Raw genomic sequence first — 18,264 nt, forward strand, 5'->3', positions numbered from 1 at the left:
TCAGGCCCGCGATCTCCTCCCCGTCAGCGCGGCGCACCAGCGCGGGTGGCAGCCACGCGGCGCGACAGCTCGTCGTGGACCTCGCGGGCACGCGACAACCCCCCGCCGGACGCCGTACGCATCGGTGGCCACGGCAGCATCCCGGTGACCCCGTCCTCGGTGACGACCACCACCCCGCGGACGAAGCCGACGGTGACGTTCGTGATCTCGGCGTAGGGGATCCGGGTGCGTTCGAGGCGTCGTTGGATGACCAGGTCCGACTCGGTGAGGACCACGTGCTGACGCCGGTTCAGCTGCAGGAACCAGGCCACGCCTGTCCACACGACAGCCATGAGCACCAGGATCCCGGCAGGCTGCCACTCCCCGATGACGAGGGCCCACACCGATCCGACCCACATCCCGGCCGCGATGGTCGAGAAGACGACCGCGAGGATGGTGTCCTGCAAGCGCGACCGGTAGGTGACCGTCGGCCACGCGGGCTCGACCCGCTCCTGACCCATTGGCACCCCCTGTCCCGTCGCCGGCCGGGACCCGCTCACGATCCGCCCCCCACGCTACCGGGCGCTGCACAGGGGCACGGGGGCCGGGTTGGCGATGCGCCCGCGTCCGTCGTAGGCTGATAGGTAAGGCTAACCTCACCTAAGCAACCGCTTCACCTAGGCATCTGTCGACACAGGAACCTCCGTGCGCACACGCTCTCGAACCCGCCCCATGTACGGCACCGTGATCCGCACCGAGTGGCTCACCCCCGACCTCGTCCGGCTCGTGCTCGGCGGCTCGGGTCTCGCCGCGTTCGACCCGGTGCCGTGCACCGACGCGTACGTCAACGTGGCGCTCCCACCGCGCGGCGCTCCCTACGCGGGCGCGTTCGACGTCGACGAGGTCAAGGTGCGTCACCCCCGGGAGTGGTGGCCCCACCGGCGGCGTTACACCGTGCGGAGCTGGGACCCGGAGCGCCGCGAACTGACGCTGGACATCGTCATCCACGGCGACCAGGGGGTCGGGGGGCCGTGGGCCGCCGCGGCGCGCCTCGGCGACGTCCTGGTGTTCGGTGGCCCCGCCGGTTCCTACCGTCCCGATCAGACCGCGGACCGGCACCTGCTGGTCGGTGACGAGTCGGCGCTCCCCGCCATCGCGGCCTCAGCGGAGGCCGCCCCGCACGGCACGCAGGTCACGGCCCGCCTCCTCGTGAACGGTCCGGCGCACGAGGTGCCGTTCACCTCACCGGGACAGCTCGACCTGCGCTGGCTCCACCGGACCGGCGACCCAGCGGTCGACGTCCACCTGCTCGCCGACGAGGTCCGCGGCCTCGACCTCGGCACCGGCCGGGTCCAGGCCTTCGTACACGGCGAGGCCGAGGAGGTGCGCGCGATCCGACGGCACCTGCTTGCCGACCGCAGTCTGGCCCAGGCCGATCTGTCGTGCTCGCCCTACTGGCGCCGGCACCTGACCGATGAGGCGTGGCGTGAGGTCAAGGCCGACTGGAACGCGGCCGTCGAGGACGACATCGCCTGAACATTCGTGGGTGGTGATCGGTCCAGCGTGGCTAGCGGGCGCGGATCGTCGCGATATCGCCACGGTCCGCACCCGGTAGCCCGCGGGTTGTGCCGCGAGGCGAGATCCCGGCAGCCGGAGAACAGGACGCCCCCGGACCGGGTCCGGGGGCGTCGCAGGTCAGCGGGTGTTTCGGTGGCGGAGGGTGGGGGATTCGAACCCCCGAGGGATGTGACTCCCAACACGGATTCCAGGAGCATGACGGGCATCTCGCCTCGTGGCGTCGAACGCCGGAAAGTGCCTCCGACCAGCGCAAACGCGCCCAGGGCCGAGGTGGCCATACCGGGCCATTCCGGACCGTTCCCAGGATTCTGTGACCAATCCGTGACCAATCTCGCCCCCCACCGAGCATCGCTGCACCCGCCAGGGTGACCCGCGCTCGGCGTCTCAGGGGCAACCGATACGCCGACAGCCCGGTTTGGGTGACCTACTTGGCCTCGTGAGCGTCGCAGTGATGGCTTACGGTGCGTCGATAGGTGATCCGAGGTCACAGGAGTGGTCACATGGGGTCGAGCCAGGCGGGTGCCAAGTCGTCGTGCCCTCCTATGAGGCGCACCTGTCCGGTGTCGCTGCTCCACGAGCTGCCCAAGGGCTGGGTGGACCAGATGGCGCTGGGGTCCGAGTGACCCGACGCCGCCCCGCGATGACGTCCGCCTCCAGGCTATTGAGCACCGGAGACCACGTGCATGCCTGAGCTGGCCTTCCCGATCATCGACGCCACCGAGTGGCCCTTGGTGGAGAGCGAACAGCTCGGCACCAAGGAGAAGGTCTGGGTCGAGGATCCGGACGGGGAGTCGTGGTTGTTCAAACAGGTGCGGGCCGATGACCGCGGCGGCGTTCGCGGTGAGGACTGGGCTGAGAAGCTCGCCGCCGAGGTGGCGGTGGCCTTGCGTCTTCCCGCCGCCGAGGTGGAACTCGCAGTACGACCGTTCGCGCAGGGCCTTCCGCGAGGGGTGCTGTCGCGGTACATGCTGCCCGAAGGACACGCACTCACCCACGGGAACGAGCTCCTCGGAGGAAGAGTTGCGGGCTACGCGCAAAGTCGCACGGGCGAGGTGCCCGGTTACACCGTGGCCACCTGCATGGAGGCGCTCGACGCCTTCGATGTGACGCCTAACGCTGAGGTCCCCGATGGCGCCGACGCCCGCTTCCTGTTCGCTGGATACCTCGTGCTCGACGCGCTCGTCGCCAACACCGACCGGCATCACGAGAACTGGGGAGTCGTGCAGACCCTCGGCCGGCCGCCGTACATCGCGCCCACGTTCGACCACGCGTCCAGCCTCGGCTTCCAAGAGCCCCAGGACCGCAAGCAGCGGCTGCTTGACATCGACAGCGCCGCGGGGTGGACCACCCGCGCCAGGACGAAGTTCGAGGGCAAACCTCACCCGATCGAGGTAGCCAGGCAAGCGCTCGGCCACCTGCCACGCCTCCAAGCCGACGAGTGGCGCGAACGGGTGAAGTCGGTCAGTCTCGACTGGTGGCGGGCTACCCTCGAACGGGTCCCGGACGAACTCATGTCGCAGGTCGACCGTAACTTCGCGTACAACATCGTCCGGCTCAACCAGGAGGTGCTGCTCGATGTCTGCTGACCTTGCACCGCTTCCCACCACCGTGCGTGAACGTCAGTTCCTCGTCGTGTGGCAGCGTCCCGATCGCACCTTCGTGCCCGTCGGGCAGCTCGACGTGCGGCGCGACGAGCGGGATGTTGCCCACAGCAGCTTCCGGTACCTCCCGGAAGCCGCAGCGGAGCCCGACTTCCAGCCGTTCCTCGCGTTCCCGGATGTCGACCGGGTCTACGACCGGGACGGTGCGCTGTTCCCGTTCTTCGCTAACCGCGTCATGTCGCCGCGTCGACCCGACTTCGTGCAGTACGTGACCGCTCTCGGGTTGACCTACAACGAAGCAGACCCCCTCGAGATCCTCGCTCGTTCCGGCGGGGAGCGCGCCACCGACACCATCCACGTGGTGCCGTTCCCCGAGCGAGACGGCAACGTCGAGTGGCGTCACTTTCTCGTGTCTGGGGTCCGCCACCAGCCGGGAGCACAGGAACGCATCGCGCGCCTCGCTGAGGGCGACCAGCTGCACCTGCGTGCGGAGCCCGACAACGAGAAGAACCAGCAGGCAATGCTGCTCGACGTGGAGCGCGGACAGCCAGTCGGGTGGCTGCCGGACTACTTGCTTCCAGAGTTCCACGCCCACTTGGACGCCGGCCACACCCCGGCTGTGTCCGTGGTGAAGGCCAACGGCCCCGAGGTGCCGTGGCACCTCCGGCTGCTGTGCCGCCTCGAGATGACTCTCGCCTGAGACGATCGGGACTGCCCCAGCCCTGGCTGGCATCTGTCGGGGTGGCGGCGCGCTTCGGCCCAGACCGATTGTCCGCCGATGCGATGCGGCTCGTGATTCCCCGCACCCATGGGTGCAAGGGAGCCGCGGGCCAAGTAGACGATCCGGGCGTTGCGCACTATTCGTGCGAGGGTTGGCTCACGCTGCACCGCGCCGCATCCTCCAGCCAGGCCGCAGCATCCGCCTCCGGTTCCGATGTGTCGACGTCGGGTGGGATGCTCGTGCTGTAGGCGTTACCGTCGCGGTCGACCATCCGGGTGGTGGCCACCCGCAGCACGGCCCCGTCCTCGAGCTCGTAGCTGGTCGGGCCGGTTGGGATGCCGTAGGTGGCTTGACCGAACCGTCGTGTCGCCGGGCGACCTTCGAGCGCCACGGCCACGGCCTCACCGGAGCTGGCCGTGAGTCTTGAGGTGAGCACCGCGATCGGGATGTCAGGCGTCGGCAGCGGCAGCGGGCCGAGGTCGGTCAGCGCCAGCATCTCTTGCTCAGCCAGGTCCGGGAGCAGCACCTCGTCGACTGAGCGCTCGGCGATGGCCTCGGCAGCGGGCAGGCCGTCCAGCAGCAGGGCCCCGTCGGCATCGAACCCGACCGCGGTCGCGACCGTCCCGTCCGCATGTTCGAGCGTGAGCGCCGCCTGTCCAACGAGGACCGGCCCCAGAACGGCGAGCGGGTGGAACATCGACCCGCCGGTGAACTCACGGAGATCGACGATCCAGCCACACGTCGCCTGCTCAGTTCCTTCGCGGATGGCGGCCAACGTGCGCCGGACGTAGTCGGGGGACGTGACATACCTCACGTGGACAGGCGGCAGCTTGATGATCAGGACGTCCCCGTCGCGTTCGACCCTCGGGTACTCACCCGACCGCTCGGGGACGGCCTGCTGCACGACGGCGGGGTAGATCAGCTGGTTGTGAGCGTCGCCGATTCGGCTGAGGACCGCGCCGATCGCAAGGTACGAGTCGACCCGCGCGGGGTCGGCGTCGAGACGTCGATGGGCAACATCCCGGAGCTCGGGCCAGTCGACCTCGTCTCCACCGTGGTAGCCATCCTCGAGCAGGTCCAACGCCCGATCCACGTAGGCGCGCTCCTCCTCGAGCGCCACGTCCAGCGTGGTGTCGTCGACCGCATCGCTGGTCGTCGACGACTCTGGCGCAACTGTCGTGCCCTCCTCACCAGAGCACGACGCAGCCAGAACCAGAGACGCAGCGATCGTGGTCGCGAACCCGCGCGTGGAGCCCAGACCCGGCCGACGCGAGCGCGGAACGCATCTCGAACGCGCGGCGCTACCGGTCCAACTCACACGTCCCCGTCCCGTCATCCGTGGCCAACCGGCCAGTCTGGCAGAGTAGCGACGGCCCACACGGAACAGCTCCGCGGATCGGAATCAGTCGTAGCGGCTGATGAGGGTTGCTGAGCGACGGCGGCACCCCCGATGAACACTCCTCGCGGTGCCCCCGCTTCCTACCGCGAAGCCCGCATAGCGCGTCCCCAGGTCGGGCACCAACGCCGCAGGAGGGCGGAGAACACGGGCGTGATGCTCTGGTTCGAAGCAGCGTCTGCGTCGAGCGGCCGGCCGTCGTCCGGAACCGGGCGTCGCTGGCGCGCGGCTGCCAAACTGCGTCTTCGACGAGGATGTGCAACGTGGACAACGACGAGGCCCGGGCGTTGATCGAAGCCCGGCTTCAACAGCTCCGGCAGCTGAGCTACGGCCAGTTGCGCGAGCTCGACAAGGAACGGCGCGAGGTGGTCGCTGAATCCGGGACCACCTACCAGATCGTCAGCTACGTGCTCCACGACGACAAGAAGCACGGCCACCTGAGGGTCTCTGTAGCAGCCGACGACTCCGGCTGGCGTGCGTACTTCCCGCTGGTCAGCGACTTCATCATCGCGCCCGACGGCTCGTTCATCGGGGAGTAGTCACTCCGAAGGCGACGCTCCACGCGGCCGGTCGCACGACCAGGCCATCGTGCTCATCCGGGCGTTGGGCCCTGGTTCAGCTCTGTGGGTGTTCTGGCGGTGCGCTTCGACGCGCTCGTGGTTCGGCCTTCGTGCGACCTCGCCCTCGGGACCCTCGAGATCCGCCAGACCATCACCAAGGCGGGCTCCCGGGTCATCGTCAAGCAGCCGAAGTCGCAACGGTCACGTCGCACCGTGCCGCTCCCGCCGCCCTTGGTGGAGGTGATCGAGGAGCACCGCGTCCGTCAGGAACGCCGCCGAGCGATCCTCGGCGGCGAGTGGGAGGATCACGACCTCGTCTTCTCCAACGAGCGGGGCCGCTACCGCTACCCCGACTACGTCTCGACGAGGTTCTCAACCTACGCCCGGCGCTTCGGTCTCCCACACATCGGCGGGCCTCACGGGCTACGACACTCGCTCGCGTCTGCTCTCGACGCGCGCGGCAACGGCCTGGCGACCATCAGCGCCCTGCTCGGGCACGCACCCACGGCTGTCACCTCGAAGGTCGACACCAAGCGGCCAGCGCCACGGATCCTGTGACCGATCCGTGACCGATCGAGGTCTCGGCAGCCAGAACACCGGACACCCCCGGACCGGGTCCGGGGGCGTCGCAGGTGAGAGGATGATCCTGTGGCGGAGGGTGGGGGATTCGAACCCCCGAGGGATGTGACTCCCAACACGGATTCCAGCCGTGCGCCATAGGCCTGACTAGGCGAACCCTCCAGCGTTGGCGCCCCCGCGCGAGGCGAGAGCGACGGGAGCGTACGCGGCCGTCCGCCGCGCCGGCAACGCGTGCGCGTCCAGGGGCGTCGGCGCCGAAGCGGTCCCGCAGGCCCGCAGCCTCTACGGTCCGCAGTGCGCTGCGGACGCGCACCCGCCCCGAGACCGACGAGGCTCACGTGAGGATCGGCCACCCCCTGCCCTACGCCGGCGACGTCCAGGCTGCGACCGATCAGGTCGTCGCGATGGAGGAGGCCGGCCTCGACGTGGTCTTCGTCGCCGAGGCCTACGGCTTCGACGCCGTCAGCGTCCTCGGCTACCTCGCCGCCAGGACCGAGCGGATCGGACTGGCCGCCGGCATCCTCAACGTGTACTCGCGGACACCCGCGCTGCTCGCGCAGGTCACCGCCGGGCTCGACGCGGTCTCCGGCGGGCGCTTCGAGCTCGGCCTCGGCGCGTCCGGTCCCCAGGTCATCGAGGGCTGGCACGGGATGCCGTACAGCAAGCCGTTGGCACGGACCCGCGAGGTGATCGAGCTGGTGCGCCGGATGGTCGCCCGCGAGGAGATCGAGCACCACGGGAAGGTGTTCACCCTGCCACTGCCCGCGGACCAGGGCACCGGTCTCGGTAAGCCGCTGAAGATGCTGGCCCGGCCGGTCCGTCCCCGCGTGCCGATCCACGTCGCCGCCCTCGGCGAGAAGAACGTCGCGATGACCGCCGAGCTCGCCGACGGCTGGCTGCCGATCTTCTACCTGCCCGAGCGCGCGAACGGGGTCTGGGGCGACGCCCTCGCGGCGGGCGCCGCGAAGCGGGCCGACGACCTCGCACCGCTCGACATCATCGCCGGTGGTGCGCTGGCGATCGCCGAGGGTGAGCAGCGCCGGCAACTGCTCGACATGCTCCGCCCGATGTACGCCCTGTACATCGGCGGCATGGGCGCCAAGGGCCGCAACTTCTACAACGATCTCGCCACGCGCTACGGCTACGGCGACGTCGCTGCCGAGCTGCAGGACCTGTACCTCGCCGGCGACAAGGATGCGGCCGCGGCGCTGATCCCCGACGAGCTGCTCGAGCTGACCAACCTCGTCGGTTCGGAGGGCTTCATCCGCGAACGCGTCGAGGCGTTCCGCGAGGCCGGCGTGACCACCCTGAACGTCACCCCGATCGGTGACGGGCCGAAGCTGGTCGAGCTGGTCAAGGGCTTCGCGAGCTGAGACGGGCACGGCCGTGGGGCCGATCCCCGACCCGGCCGTCAGGCGGGGTCGGGCCAGGGCCTGGCCGCATCGCCGAGCATCCGGATCAGGGTGCGGGCATCCCGGACGGCGTTCGTGGTCGTCGAGCACCGCGTACGTGTCGGGGTGGAACCAGTCCTCGTCGCGGAACTCGACCGCCCCGGCTGCGTCCTTCAGCTTCAGTCGGTGGGTGATGAACTGGCTGCCCTTCAGCACGAACTCGAAGCCCGGCGGTGCCGTGTCCGCCCAGCGCTGCACCGCGGTCTCTCGAGCCAGGCGGTAGAAGGTGCTGTTGACCTCGACGGTCGGGAAGCACGTCACGTAGTGCGCGAGCCACCGCGCCGGCCCGACCCGCCGGTCAGACCGCGACGTGTCGCAGCTTGTCGGGGTTGCGTACGAGGTGGACGCGCCGCACGAGGCCGTCCTCGATGTCGATGCAGGCGGCCGTCCGGGTGCCGTCGGCGCCGGTGACCACCACCCCCGGGGCGCCGTTGATCGTGACGAACGCCGCGCCCGTCACCGCGCCCGGCTGCAGCGTCCCGGCGAAGAACCGCGCGACGCGATCGGAACCGACGACGATGCGACGCGCAGCCCGGGCCTTCCCGCCGCCGTCGCTGATCAGCTCGACGTCGGGGTGCAGGGTGGCCACCAACGCCGCGACGTCACCACCGACGGAGGCGGCCAAGAACCGCTCGGCCGCGGAGGCGACCACCTGCTCGTCGGTGTCGAACCGCGGGCGCCGGGCAGCGACGTGCGACCGCGCGCGGGAGGTCAGCTGCCGACACGCGTCCTCCGATCGTCCGAGAGCAACCGCGAGCTCGGCGTACCCGTACCCGAAGACGTCGTGGAGGACGAACGCGACCCGCTCGGCCGGGGAGAGAGACTCGAGCACCACGAGGAAGGCCGTGCGGACCGACTCGGCGAGCAGGACCGGGTCCGACGCGTCCTCGGCAGGGGCCTGCTGATCCGCGCCGTCGAGCAGCGGCTCGGGCAGCCACGGGCCGATGTAGGTCTCGCGCCGGACCCGCGCCGACCGCAGCACGTCGAGGCTGCGGCGGGTCACCAGCGTCGTCAGGTACGCAGCGGGCTCGACCACGGACTCGTGGTCGACGCGTGCCCACGCGAGCCACGACTCCTGGAGCACGTCCTCCGCCTCCGTGACGCTGCCGAGCAAGCGGTAGGCGATCGCGAACAGCCGGGGGCGGAGCTCGGCGAACGCCTCGGTGGCGAGGTCGGCGCTCACGCGGACGCCGGGAGCGGCAGGGGGCACCCGGCGGCGGTCGCGAACCCCTGGGGCGCGACCCCGAGCGCCCGGTTGGCACGAGCGCGGGCGTTCTCGTGCGCGATCGTGCTCGCCAACTCGATGAGCCCTTCCTCGCCGAAGCGATCGATCAGCTGCTCACGCAGCGCACCATCCACCACGGCCGGCGTGTCCGTCAACGCGTCGGTGAGCGTGAGGACGAGGCGCTCGTCGGCGTCGAACACCTCGCTGTCGCGCCAGCGCCCGAGCGCATGGACCTGCTCCTCGGACACGCCCTCGTGCCAGGCTGCAGCGGACAGGATGTCGATGCAGAACGCGCACTCGACGAGCGTCGCGGCCCGCAACGTGGCCAGTGCCCCGAGCTCCGCCGGCACCGTCCGTGTCGTCTGGTGGGCCGCATCGCCGAGGATGTGGGCCCGGGCCAGGCGCGGGACCCGCGCGAGCACGCGCCACGACGTCGGCACCGCACCCGTGCGCCGCCGGGCGACGGCGAAGGCCACAGCCAGCAGCGGGTCGCGTGGCCGGCCCGCGACGACGGTGACCTCGGCGCTCCCGTCCGCGGTGCCCGCCGGTAGCCGGCGTGGTGCATCCGTGCGCAGCCAGGCGATCAGCAGCCCGGCCGCGACCAGGACGCTCAGCACCAGCGGCACCGTCGAGGCGATCTGATCGGCCAGCGCCAACGCAGGCGCCGGCGCTCGCAGGTGGTAGGCCGCGTGCGGGACCCCGTGAGCCAGGTAGGCGGCCAGCGCCACGAGCACCACGGGTCGGTGCAGCCACACCCCGGCGATCAGTAGGGCGACCCCGGTGGCCAGGAACCCCGCGCCGGCGTCACCGACGAGGTGGGCGTTGTACGGACCGTCGACCGCCACCCAGGGTGCGCCGAGGCCGGGGAAGCGGTCGTAGAACCCCCGCGGCGCGAGCACCGCCCACAGGCCGGTCAGCAGCTGGCTGACCGCGAGCAGCAGCACGGCCACGCGTGTGAACGTCGGGAAGGACACGAGGACACCTCAGGTCGGGCACGCCCCGATGTGGTGGCGCGTCTGCCTTCCTGACGGGATGACGTGCCGACCTGTGACACGCCGATCAGCGCCGTGGTCGACGTCAGTGGTCGTGGTGCTCCATCGGGGCACCGTCGGGCGTGAAGGCGCCGCTGCATGGCGCCGCCGGCACGTCGTGGTGCACGTGGCCGTTGCCCGTGCGCGCCGGCGGCGATCCGGCAGCGGTCCCGGCGGGGTGCAGCGCCTCGACTCAGGGTATTTGACCTCACGTCAACTTGAAGTTCTACCGTCCAGGCCACCGACATCGAGCTGACAGGAGGCAACACCGTGACCACGACCACGTTCGACCGCGAGCACACCACCACCCCATCCGCCCGCCCCGTGCGCACCTGGGCGACGACGATCGCCCTCGGCGCCGCCGCCTCCGCTACCGCCAGCCTCATCGTCCTGGCGATCGGCCGAGCGGCCGGTGCCTCGTTCACCTACATCGACGGTGGAACGGCATCCGCCGTCACCGCTGGGGGCGTGCTCTTCATGGCCTCGGTACCCCTGGTGGTCGGCACCGTCCTCGCCGCGGCCTTGACCGCCCGCTGGGACTGGATGGTCCGACTCGCGCAAGCCGTCGCCGGCCTGGCCGCGATCGTCACCGTGCCGTTCACCCTCGACACCGACGGCGGCACCATCGCGGCGCTCGGTGCGATGCACGTGATCGTCGGGCTGGCGGCGGTGCTCGTCCTGGAGGTCGGCCACCGCCGAACGACCTGACCCACGCGGCTGTCCGGGCAGCCCAGGCCCGCGGCACTCGACAGATACGGTACGATTCCGTACCGTATCGTAACGCGACGCTGCAGAGGAGCCCCCGTGTCCGAGACGACGGCCGCGACCGACCCCGGGCCGCTCACCGCGGCGAGGGCCTCTCGGGGCGTGCTCGCCCCCGGCCCACTCCTGCGGCTCGAAGGCCTCGCGCTCCTCGCGACCGCGGTCGTGGTGTACGGGCAGCTCGACGCCAGCTGGTGGCTGTTCGCCGGCCTGCTGCTCGTCCCCGACGTCGGGCTCGCGGGGTACCTCGCCGGCCCGCGGGTCGGTGCGGCCACCTACAACCTGACCCACACGGTGGTCCTGCCGCTCGCGCTGGGGGCGTGGGCGTTGGCTGCCGGGACGTCGACCGCGCTGGCGGTCGCCGTGATCTGGCTGGCCCATCTCGGGATGGACCGGGCCGTGGGCTACGGGCTCAAGTACCGCACCGCCGCCGCGGACACCCACCTCCAGCGGGTGGCCTGAGTGCCAGCCACGGACGCTGCCGACCGGCGCCGCCCGGGGCGACCTCGCGACCCCGCCGCGGACCGGGCGATCCTCCATGCGACCCTCGAGCTCATGGCGCAGGAGGGTGAGGCCGGACTGGCCGTGGAGCGGGTCGCCGCCCGTGCCGGCGTCAGCAAGGCGACGATCTACCGGCGTTGGTCGTCGATGGACGGGGTCCTGCTGGCCGCGGTCGACGGTCTCTCCGACGCGATCGACACCCCGGACACCGGCGACCTCCGGCGCGACCTGCTCGCCATCGCCGGCAGCTTGACGCGACTGTTCACGGCGCCGGACGTCGCACGGCTGGTGGCGACGCTGGCCGCGCAGATGGCCAGCCGGCCTGAGCTCGCGCGAGCGGTCCGCGACGGCTTGCTCGCCGGCCGGCGACGGGCCGCGGCAGATGCCCTCGCGCGCGAACAGCAGCGCGGTGGGTTGCGCGACGGCGTCGACCTCGAGGTGGCCGTCGACCTGCTGGCTGCCCCGTTCTACTACCGGCTGCTGATGACGGGCCACCCCATCGACGACGGCTTCGCCGAACGGATCGTCGACGCGGTCCTCGCCTACGCCACCCGCTGACACGTCAGGCGGCGTCGACGGGCTCGGGTTCGGGGATCGACAGGGCCCAGTCGGCCATGGTGTCGAGGACGTCGCGCAGGCGTTCGCCGTGGTCGGTGAGCTGGTACTCGACGCGTGGGGGGATCTCGGGATAGGCGGTGCGGGTGACGATGCCGTAGGCCTCGAACTGGCGCAGACGGCTGGTCAGGGTGTGGGGGCTGATGCCCGGCAGGGCCTTACGCAGTTCGGTGAAGCGGCGCGGGCCGGCGAGCAGTTCACGCACGATGAGGGTTGCCCACGGGCCGTTGAGCAGGGCGAGGAAGCGAGCGACGCCGCAGTCGGGCAGGCACGTCGTGGTCATGTCGGCTGCTCCTTTCAGTTGCAGTTAGTGCAGTTGATGTCATCGGTGCAGGCACTGTACTAATGCGCGACATCCTCACACAACTCACCCAGGAGAAGCCCATGTCCTTCGTCGTCCACGGCGCCACCGGTGCCCAAGGTGGCCCTGTCGTCGCTGCCCTCGCGGCCTCGGGCAGGCCGGTGGTGGCCCTGACCCGTGATGCGGATGCCGCCGTTGACGGCGCACGCGTGGTGGTCGCCGACGCCGCCTCCGTGGCGGAGCTGACCGCGGCCTACCGTGACGCAGAGGGGGTGTTCGTCCACCTGCCGGTGGGTGCGGAAGAGGACCGCCGGGGCTACGCGCGCAACATCGTCGCCGCGGTCGGTGCAGCACGGCCTGCGCGCGTGGTGGTCTCCACCAGCGGCTTCGCCATCGACGTCGGCGACGACGGAGAACCGGCTGGCCGGGCTGACAGCGCGGTCGGGGAGCTGGTCGGCGGGCTCGCCGACAGCGGCGTGTCTGCTGCGGTGATCGCACCGGAGCTGTTCCTCGAGAACCTGCTCCTGCCACCCATCGCCCAGGCCGTCCGGGAACAGGGCGTGCTGCGCTACCCCCTTCCCGTCGGCTTCGAGGTCTCGTGGGCCTCGCACCTCGACATCGCCGACGTCGCGGTCGCGCTGTTCGAGCGTTCGGACGTCACCGGCCTGGTCGCCGTCGGCCAGTACCCCGCGATCAGCGGACCGGCGTTGGCCGAGGCGTTCGCGACCCGGTTCGGGCGGTCCGTGGCCTACGAGGCGATGGCTCCCGAGGACTTCGGTGCATCCCTCGTGCCCATGATCGGCGAGGGCGCTGCTGCCGGCATCGCAGCGTCCTACACGGCCATGGCTGCCCTCCCGGACCGCTCGATCACACCGGAGCGCTCCGCCCAGAAGCTGCTCGACGTGACGCCGCGCACCCCGAGCGAATGGCTGGCCGACCTTGATCAGTGACGACGTAGCCACCCTGTTCCGGGGCTCTCGGCGGAAGAAGAGTCCACGAACGGGTGACACCAGGCCACGGCCAGAATCGTACGCTCGACGCTCGCTCCAGCTGACCCAGGAGAGGAGTGGCCATGGCGAGGTCCGCTCGGGTGCAGGGCCGAGTGTGAACCCGGGGTCGCCGACGGGAGAGCCGAGGAGCGCATCGTGTCGTTCGACCTGATGGAGCGAGCCGTCCAGGACTTCTCGATGGGCCTGATGCAGGCCTCCACAGCGGATGGCGTGAGGGACACCTACCTGCAGACGATCGCGGACGTGATCCCGTGTGAGGCGTTCGCGCTCTACAAGCTCGATCTGGCCACCGGCGAAGCGATCGACTGCACCGCGCAGGCGGCCGACGCGTTCCTCGACGAGTACGAGACCATCGGACGCCACGACGATCCCGTGCTGACCGCGGCGCTCACCACGCGCGGTCCGGTCGATCAGAACCTGGCCGCCTCCCCCGAGGAGTGGCGCAACAGCGGCGCCTACGACGTCCTGAGGCGCGCTGGCTACGCCCACTCCATGGAGGCACCGGTCCGCGTCGGCGGCGTCACGGCCGGGACCCTGAACTTCGCCCGCCGCCAGGAGGAGGCGCCCTTCGACGCGGAGGATCTGGAGCGCGCGGACTGGGTCAGCCACATGGTCGGTGCGGCGCTGTACCGCGCCGCCATGCTCGAAGCTGCCGAGCACCGTTCGGTGATGCTCACCGACGTTCTCGACCAACTCGACACCGCGCTGGTCATCTCCAGCCTCGACGGCGAACGTCTCTACCTCAACGATGCCGCCGAGCGAGCCATCGATGAGGCGTGCCGTCCGCTGGTCACCGCGGCGGCGCCAGCGATGCGTGCAACGCTGGAGGAGCTCCGGGGCCGGTCGTCGCTGCAGAGCGCGACCGGTTCCCACACGGTGCAGCTACGCGACCATCGCGCTGCCGAGATGCTCGCACGATCGCTACGGCTGGAGCACGATGGCTCGCTCGTTCTGACCTTCCTCGAGTATCGCCCGCCCGCCGAGGGGTCGTCCACAGAACCCCCGCACGGTGTGAGGTCCGAGGGCACGTCGCACGCATCGACGCTGTCCGGGCGCGAACGAGAGGTGGCGGGGCTGGTCGCCCGAGGGCTGACGACAGGGCAGATCTCGCGCGAGCTGTTCATCAGCCAGAACACGGTGAAGCAGCACCTCAAGCGGATGTTCCAGAAGCTCGAGGTCCACAACCGAGCGCAGCTGGTCGCCGCGCTGTGGGACCCCCAGGCGGTGGCAGCCGACGGGACCGACGCCACCGTCTGATCCGGCTCACCGCCCCCTTGGTTCGCCGCTCACCCGGCGACGAGCCGTCGAGCCTGCGCGGCGCTCCCGGGTAGGCCGAGCAACGGCCTGCATCGGGCGAGCGCGCTCGCTCGTCCGATGGTGATGATGCCGGCGAGGGTGCCGTCGCGATCGGGGGCGAGGGCTACGAGCCTGAGCGGATCGCCGCGGTGTTCGACGACCTCGATCCGCTGGGGGTCGGGGATGGTGCCGGCGGCGCGGATCTTGGCGTCGTACTGGTCGGACCAGAACGTGGGCACCTCGTGGAGCGGTTCGAGCTCGCCCGGCTCCGCGACCATGTTGCGCCCAGCCGTCCGGCCGTGCTCGACCGCGGTGGTCCAGTGCTCCACGCGACGCGTGTCACCGCCGATCCCCCGGACACGTGCGACGTCACCGGCCGCGAAGACGCCGGGGACCGACGACTGGAGCGTCGCGTCCACGAGGACACCGTCGTCGAGCGCGATGCGCGGATCGGCGATCCAGTCGGTCGCGGGCACGACACCGATCCCGACCACGACGGTGGACACGTCGATGCGCTCGCCGCCGACCAGCTCGAGACCACAGAGGCGGTCGCCGCGCACCACCGGGCCGGCTACGGCGGCGCCGGTGCGCACATCGACACCGTGGTCGCGGTGCAGCCGTTCGATCACCCCGCCGACCTCGGCGCCGACCGCACGGGCGAGCACGGTGTCGAGGGCCTCGAGCACGGTCACCTCGGCGCCCCCGCGACGGGCGCTGGCGGCAACCTCGAGTCCGATGAAGCCGCCGCCGACCACGGCGAGACGACCGTCTCCAGCGAGCGCGTCGCGGACGGCGATCGCGTCGTCGAGCGTACGCAGCGTGTGGACCCCCGCCAGCCCGTCGAGGCTGGGAAGACGGCGAGGGGTCGCGCCCGTGGCGATCAGGAGCCGATCGAAGGCGAGATGCTCGCCATCCACGAGTTCGACCGCGGCGCGCTCGGTGTGCAGCCGGGCCGCCCGGACGCCTGTGCGCAGGTCGATGCGCAGTTCCTCGGCCCACGCGCCGTCGCGCAGCGTCAGCTCATCCGGCTCCCGGCGGCCCTGCAACAGCTCCTTGGACAGCGGCGGCCGGTCGTAGGGCGCGTGCGCCTCGTCACCGAGCAGCACCACCTCGACGTCGGGGTCCCGTTCCCGGATGGCCTCCGCCGCCGCGACGCCGGCCAGCGAGGCTCCCACGATGACGCAGCGGTCGCCCACCGTCAGTCAGCGATGCTGATGGCGTTGGTCGGGCAGTCACGGACAGCCCGCTCGACCTCCACGCGGCGTGCGGGGTCGGACGCCGCCTCTCTGAGGACCGCCAGACCGCTGTCGTCGTCGACGTCGAAGACCTCGGGAGCCGCGACGACGCAGCACACGTACCCCTGGCACCTGTCGAGATCCAACTGGACCTTCATGATCGCCTCCGTTCCATCGCCACGATCTCGGCGGGACACTCCGGGTGTGGCTCCTCGCTCTCGACGCGGCGCTTGCGGATATCGAGCTCGGTCACAGCGGTCCTCCTGAGGCCTGGAGACGACGGTCGACGATCTCGTTGGCGTACAGCGACATGCCGTACGCGGGTGCATCGCGAGGGTCCATGCCCTCGCTGGCGGCCAGGAACCGCTTGATGGTCCGCAGGGTCCGCGGGTCGTGGCCCGTGAGCTCGTCGACGAGCGCCTCGACCGTGGCGTCGAGCTGACCGGCGGGCGCGACCCGGGACACCAGGTTGACCCGGCACCCCTCCTGCGCGTCGATCTCGCGCCCGGTGAGGATGAGGTCGAGGAGCGCCTTGGACGGCAGTGCGTACCGGTAGTAGCTGAGGACGATCGTGGGCGGGATGCCGTCGCGGACCTCGGGGAACGACAACCGGGCGTCCTCGTCCGCCACCACGAGGTCGCAGCGTCCGGCGAGCGACAGCGCCGCACCGCGGACCTTCCCCTGGAGCTTGGCGACCGTGACGGCCGGGTAGCGCTGTACCAGCTCGTTGAGCCCCTGGATGCGGGCGAACTCTCGGGCGAGACCGGACGGGGTGGGTGGACCGTCGTTCGCCGGTTGGCGGCCCAACGAGAAGTCCGGTCCGGAGCCAGCGAGGACCACGACATCGGCGGGGTCGCTGCCGAGCTGCAGGGCGCGGAGGTGCTCGCTGAGTTCGTCCACGGTCGCGCCGTCGAGCCGGTTCCCGGCGTCGGGCCGATCGATGGTGAGGGTGGCGACGACACCGCGTCGGTCGAGGTGGACGGTCATGCGGCCTCCTGTGCGGCGTGTCGGGCGAGCGCGGTCTCCAGCGCTCGTCGGGTGAGGACCCGGACCAGGTGGGAGCGGTAGACGGCATCGGCGTGCACGTCGCTCCGCGCGCTGAGGTCGTGGCGCGCGGCGTCCGCCGCGGCGTCCAACCGCTGATCGTCGGGTTGCTGCCCCTCGAGCACGGCCTCGGCCTCGGTGGCCCGGTACGCACGATCGCCGGCGCCGGTGACCGCGATGCGCACGCCGTGGAGCCGCTGATCGGGATGGTGGTCGATCACGACGGCGACGCCGCAGAGGGCGAGCCGGCTGGCGGGTTGCTCGAACTTGACGTACGCGGTGGTCGTCGTGGATGACAGGGCCGGGATGTGCACGGCGGTCAGCAGCTCGGCCTCACCGAGGGTCGTCTCGAACATGCCGACGAGCACGTCGTCGAGCGGCTCGCGACGGCTGCCGGTGTCACCCGCGATCTCGACGGAGGCACCGAGGGCAAGCAAGGGTGCAGGGATGTCGGCCGCGACGTCGGCATGGGCGATGCTGCCGCCGATGGTCCCCCGGGCCCGAACCTGCCGGTCACCGATGACCGCGACGGCGTCGTGGATCAGCGGGTAGGCCGCACCGAGCGACCGGTCGCGCAGGAGCGCCCGCCACGTGGTACCCGCACCGAGCCGCGCACCGTCCGCGCCGACGTCGATGCGCACGAGCTCGGGCAGGTCGCAGATGTCGACCAGCACCTCAGGGGCGGCCAACCGCAGCTTCAGCATCGGCAGCAGGCTGTGACCGCCCGCCAGGAGCTTCGCGTCCTCGCCCAGCTCTACGAGCCAGTGGCGAGCCTCGTCCACCGAGGAGGGACGGACGTACTCGAAGGCGACGGGGTACACCGGCTCAACCCTCCGAGCCGGCGAACTCGCCGCGCAGGATCGCCGCCGCCGCGAGCGCCGCGTCGACGATGTTCTGGTAGCCGGTGCAGCGGCACAGGTTCCCGATCAACCCCTCGCGGATGTCCTCCTCGGTGGGATCGGGCTCGTCGGCCAGCAGCTCGATCAGCGACATGACCATCCCCGGGGTGCAGTACCCGCACTGCAGCCCGTGGTGGGCCCAGAACGCCTGCTGCACGGGGTGGAGCGCCTCGTCGGAGGTCAGCGAGCTACCGTCGGCGACGCCCTCGATGGTGGTGACCGCGCGGCCATCGGCCTGCACGGCCAGCACCGTGCACGACTTCACGGCCACGTCGTCGAGGAGGACGGTGCACGCCCCGCACTGGGTGGTGTCGCACCCGATGTGCGCACCGGTCAGGCCCAGCTCCTCGCGCAGCAGCCGTACCAGCATCAGCCGGGCCTGCACCTTCCTGGTGACCGACGTCCCGTTGACGCGCGCATCGACACGGTGCCGTTCGCGTGGCGCAGCGGCGTGCATCGCAGGTCCTCCGTGGTGGCTTC

General features: G+C 71.0%; 21 protein-coding genes, 1 tRNA gene and 1 pseudogene. 11 read left to right on the forward strand and 12 right to left on the reverse strand.

Annotated features, from left to right (window positions below; all coding sequences use genetic code 11):
• Nucleotides 1–23: 23 nt before the first annotated feature.
• Complete coding sequence (locus tag NITAL_RS03555) at nt 24–506, reverse strand: hypothetical protein (RefSeq protein ID WP_157041593.1); 483 nt, start codon at nt 504–506, stop codon at nt 24–26.
• Between the two features lie 205 nt (nt 507–711).
• Between NITAL_RS03555 and NITAL_RS03560 the strand changes: the two genes are divergently transcribed.
• The 3 genes from NITAL_RS03560 (at nt 712) to NITAL_RS03570 (ending at nt 3,858) form a co-directional block, all read left to right on the forward strand.
• Nucleotides 712–1,515, forward strand: a complete 804-nt coding sequence (locus tag NITAL_RS03560) for a siderophore-interacting protein (RefSeq protein ID WP_052664771.1) — start codon at nt 712–714, stop codon at nt 1,513–1,515.
• A gap of 725 nt (nt 1,516–2,240) precedes the next feature.
• Complete coding sequence (locus NITAL_RS03565; protein ID WP_052664772.1) at nt 2,241–3,143, forward strand: HipA domain-containing protein; 903 nt, start codon at nt 2,241–2,243, stop codon at nt 3,141–3,143.
• On the forward strand, nt 3,133–3,858 hold the full coding sequence (locus NITAL_RS03570) for a hypothetical protein (protein ID WP_157041594.1): 726 nt from the start codon (nt 3,133–3,135) through the stop codon (nt 3,856–3,858). Before NITAL_RS03565 ends, NITAL_RS03570 begins: the two co-directional genes overlap by 11 nt.
• Before the next feature lie 157 nt (nt 3,859–4,015).
• On the opposite strand, the gene NITAL_RS03575 is transcribed toward NITAL_RS03570, so the two are convergent.
• A complete protein-coding gene (locus NITAL_RS03575) occupies nt 4,016–4,999 on the reverse strand; it encodes a S41 family peptidase (RefSeq protein WP_052664775.1) in 984 nt (327 codons plus the stop codon).
• Nucleotides 5,000–5,538: 539 nt separating this feature from the next.
• Between NITAL_RS03575 and NITAL_RS03580 the strand changes: the two genes are divergently transcribed.
• Both NITAL_RS03580 and NITAL_RS03585 read left to right on the forward strand, forming a co-directional pair.
• The gene (locus tag NITAL_RS03580; protein WP_052664777.1) at nt 5,539–5,814 is read left to right on the forward strand and encodes a hypothetical protein; all 276 of its coding nucleotides are present in this window, start codon (nt 5,539–5,541) and stop codon (nt 5,812–5,814) included.
• A gap of 99 nt (nt 5,815–5,913) precedes the next feature.
• The gene (locus NITAL_RS03585; protein ID WP_169786710.1) at nt 5,914–6,393 is read left to right on the forward strand and encodes a tyrosine-type recombinase/integrase; all 480 of its coding nucleotides are present in this window, start codon (nt 5,914–5,916) and stop codon (nt 6,391–6,393) included.
• A gap of 91 nt (nt 6,394–6,484) precedes the next feature.
• Here the strand turns inward: NITAL_RS03585 and NITAL_RS03590 are convergent.
• Nucleotides 6,485–6,576: transfer RNA gene (locus tag NITAL_RS03590), tRNA-Ser, on the reverse strand.
• Nucleotides 6,577–6,752: 176 nt separating this feature from the next.
• On the opposite strand from NITAL_RS03590, the gene NITAL_RS03595 reads away from it, so the two are divergent.
• A complete protein-coding gene (locus tag NITAL_RS03595; protein ID WP_052664781.1) occupies nt 6,753–7,787 on the forward strand; it encodes an LLM class F420-dependent oxidoreductase in 1,035 nt (344 codons plus the stop codon).
• Between the two features lie 213 nt (nt 7,788–8,000).
• On the opposite strand, the pseudogene NITAL_RS29490 reads toward NITAL_RS03595, so the two are convergent.
• The 3 genes and pseudogenes from NITAL_RS29490 to NITAL_RS03605 all read right to left on the reverse strand — a co-directional run.
• A pseudogene (locus NITAL_RS29490) lies at nt 8,001–8,141 on the reverse strand (DUF72 domain-containing protein); the annotation flags it as partial.
• A 22-nt stretch (nt 8,142–8,163) separates the two neighbouring features.
• The gene (gene sigJ, locus NITAL_RS03600) at nt 8,164–9,048 is read right to left on the reverse strand and encodes an RNA polymerase sigma factor SigJ (protein ID WP_052669367.1); all 885 of its coding nucleotides are present in this window, start codon (nt 9,046–9,048) and stop codon (nt 8,164–8,166) included.
• Nucleotides 9,045–10,064 (reverse strand): carboxymuconolactone decarboxylase family protein, encoded by a 1,020-nt coding sequence (locus NITAL_RS03605; RefSeq protein ID WP_052664783.1) that lies wholly within the window; start codon nt 10,062–10,064, stop codon nt 9,045–9,047. Before NITAL_RS03605 ends, sigJ begins: the two co-directional genes overlap by 4 nt.
• Before the next feature lie 327 nt (nt 10,065–10,391).
• Between NITAL_RS03605 and NITAL_RS03610 the strand changes: the two genes are divergently transcribed.
• The 3 genes from NITAL_RS03610 to NITAL_RS03620 all read left to right on the forward strand — a co-directional run bounded on the left by NITAL_RS03610 (nt 10,392) and on the right by NITAL_RS03620 (nt 11,942).
• Nucleotides 10,392–10,829, forward strand: a complete 438-nt coding sequence (locus tag NITAL_RS03610) for a DUF6069 family protein (protein WP_052664785.1) — start codon at nt 10,392–10,394, stop codon at nt 10,827–10,829.
• A gap of 96 nt (nt 10,830–10,925) precedes the next feature.
• Nucleotides 10,926–11,345, forward strand: a complete 420-nt coding sequence (locus NITAL_RS03615) for a DUF4260 domain-containing protein (protein WP_083441187.1) — start codon at nt 10,926–10,928, stop codon at nt 11,343–11,345.
• Entirely contained in the window at nt 11,346–11,942 is a 597-nt protein-coding gene (locus tag NITAL_RS03620; RefSeq protein WP_052664787.1) for a TetR/AcrR family transcriptional regulator, read from the forward strand.
• A gap of 4 nt (nt 11,943–11,946) precedes the next feature.
• Here NITAL_RS03620 and NITAL_RS03625 read toward each other — a convergent pair whose 3' ends face one another.
• A complete protein-coding gene (locus NITAL_RS03625; RefSeq protein WP_052664789.1) occupies nt 11,947–12,282 on the reverse strand; it encodes a winged helix-turn-helix transcriptional regulator in 336 nt (111 codons plus the stop codon).
• Between the two features lie 101 nt (nt 12,283–12,383).
• Between NITAL_RS03625 and NITAL_RS03630 the strand changes: the two genes are divergently transcribed.
• Together NITAL_RS03630 and NITAL_RS03635 are read left to right on the forward strand one after the other, a co-directional pair.
• Nucleotides 12,384–13,250 carry an SDR family oxidoreductase gene (locus NITAL_RS03630; protein WP_052664790.1) on the forward strand — a complete coding sequence of 289 codons (867 nt, stop codon included), beginning with the start codon at nt 12,384–12,386 and terminating at the stop codon, nt 13,248–13,250.
• A 195-nt stretch (nt 13,251–13,445) separates the two neighbouring features.
• A complete protein-coding gene (locus NITAL_RS03635) occupies nt 13,446–14,567 on the forward strand; it encodes a LuxR C-terminal-related transcriptional regulator (RefSeq protein ID WP_052664792.1) in 1,122 nt (373 codons plus the stop codon).
• 29 nt (nt 14,568–14,596) lie between these two features.
• On the opposite strand, the gene NITAL_RS03640 is transcribed toward NITAL_RS03635, so the two are convergent.
• The 5 genes from NITAL_RS03640 to NITAL_RS03660 all read right to left on the reverse strand — a co-directional run bounded on the left by NITAL_RS03640 (nt 14,597) and on the right by NITAL_RS03660 (nt 18,241).
• Nucleotides 14,597–15,781: an NAD(P)/FAD-dependent oxidoreductase gene (locus tag NITAL_RS03640; RefSeq protein WP_157041595.1), complete on the reverse strand. Its 1,185-nt coding sequence runs from the start codon at nt 15,779–15,781 to the stop codon at nt 14,597–14,599.
• Between the two features lie 23 nt (nt 15,782–15,804).
• A complete protein-coding gene (locus tag NITAL_RS03645; RefSeq protein ID WP_052664795.1) occupies nt 15,805–15,999 on the reverse strand; it encodes a ferredoxin in 195 nt (64 codons plus the stop codon).
• Between the two features lie 91 nt (nt 16,000–16,090).
• Nucleotides 16,091–16,828, reverse strand: coding sequence for an enoyl-CoA hydratase/isomerase family protein (locus NITAL_RS03650; protein ID WP_052664797.1), 738 nt, complete (start codon nt 16,826–16,828; stop codon nt 16,091–16,093).
• Nucleotides 16,825–17,706, reverse strand: a complete 882-nt coding sequence (locus tag NITAL_RS03655) for an FAD binding domain-containing protein (protein WP_052664800.1) — start codon at nt 17,704–17,706, stop codon at nt 16,825–16,827. The genes NITAL_RS03650 and NITAL_RS03655 overlap by 4 nt, the downstream gene beginning before the upstream one ends.
• 4 nt (nt 17,707–17,710) lie before the next feature.
• Nucleotides 17,711–18,241 carry a (2Fe-2S)-binding protein gene (locus NITAL_RS03660; RefSeq protein WP_052664802.1) on the reverse strand — a complete coding sequence of 177 codons (531 nt, stop codon included), beginning with the start codon at nt 18,239–18,241 and terminating at the stop codon, nt 17,711–17,713.
• Nucleotides 18,242–18,264: the final 23 nt, after the last annotated feature.

Origin of the sequence: Nitriliruptor alkaliphilus DSM 45188 (assembly GCF_000969705.1) — a bacterium.
Classification (GTDB): domain Bacteria; phylum Actinomycetota; class Nitriliruptoria; order Nitriliruptorales; family Nitriliruptoraceae; genus Nitriliruptor; species Nitriliruptor alkaliphilus.

Coding starts and splice junctions, on each gene's coding strand:
- NITAL_RS03560 (WP_052664771.1), top strand. CDS start 712: ATGTACGGCACCGTGATCCGCACCGAGTGGCTCACCCCCGACCTCGTC.
- NITAL_RS03565 (WP_052664772.1), top strand. CDS start 2,241: ATGCCTGAGCTGGCCTTCCCGATCATCGACGCCACCGAGTGGCCCTTG.
- NITAL_RS03570 (WP_157041594.1), top strand. CDS start 3,133: ATGTCTGCTGACCTTGCACCGCTTCCCACCACCGTGCGTGAACGTCAG.
- NITAL_RS03625 (WP_052664789.1), bottom strand. CDS start 12,282: ATGACCACGACGTGCCTGCCCGACTGCGGCGTCGCTCGCTTCCTCGCC.
- NITAL_RS03630 (WP_052664790.1), top strand. CDS start 12,384: ATGTCCTTCGTCGTCCACGGCGCCACCGGTGCCCAAGGTGGCCCTGTC.
- NITAL_RS03645 (WP_052664795.1), bottom strand. CDS start 15,999: ATGAAGGTCCAGTTGGATCTCGACAGGTGCCAGGGGTACGTGTGCTGC.
- NITAL_RS03650 (WP_052664797.1), bottom strand. CDS start 16,828: ATGACCGTCCACCTCGACCGACGCGGTGTCGTCGCCACCCTCACCATC.
- NITAL_RS03660 (WP_052664802.1), bottom strand. CDS start 18,241: ATGCACGCCGCTGCGCCACGCGAACGGCACCGTGTCGATGCGCGCGTC.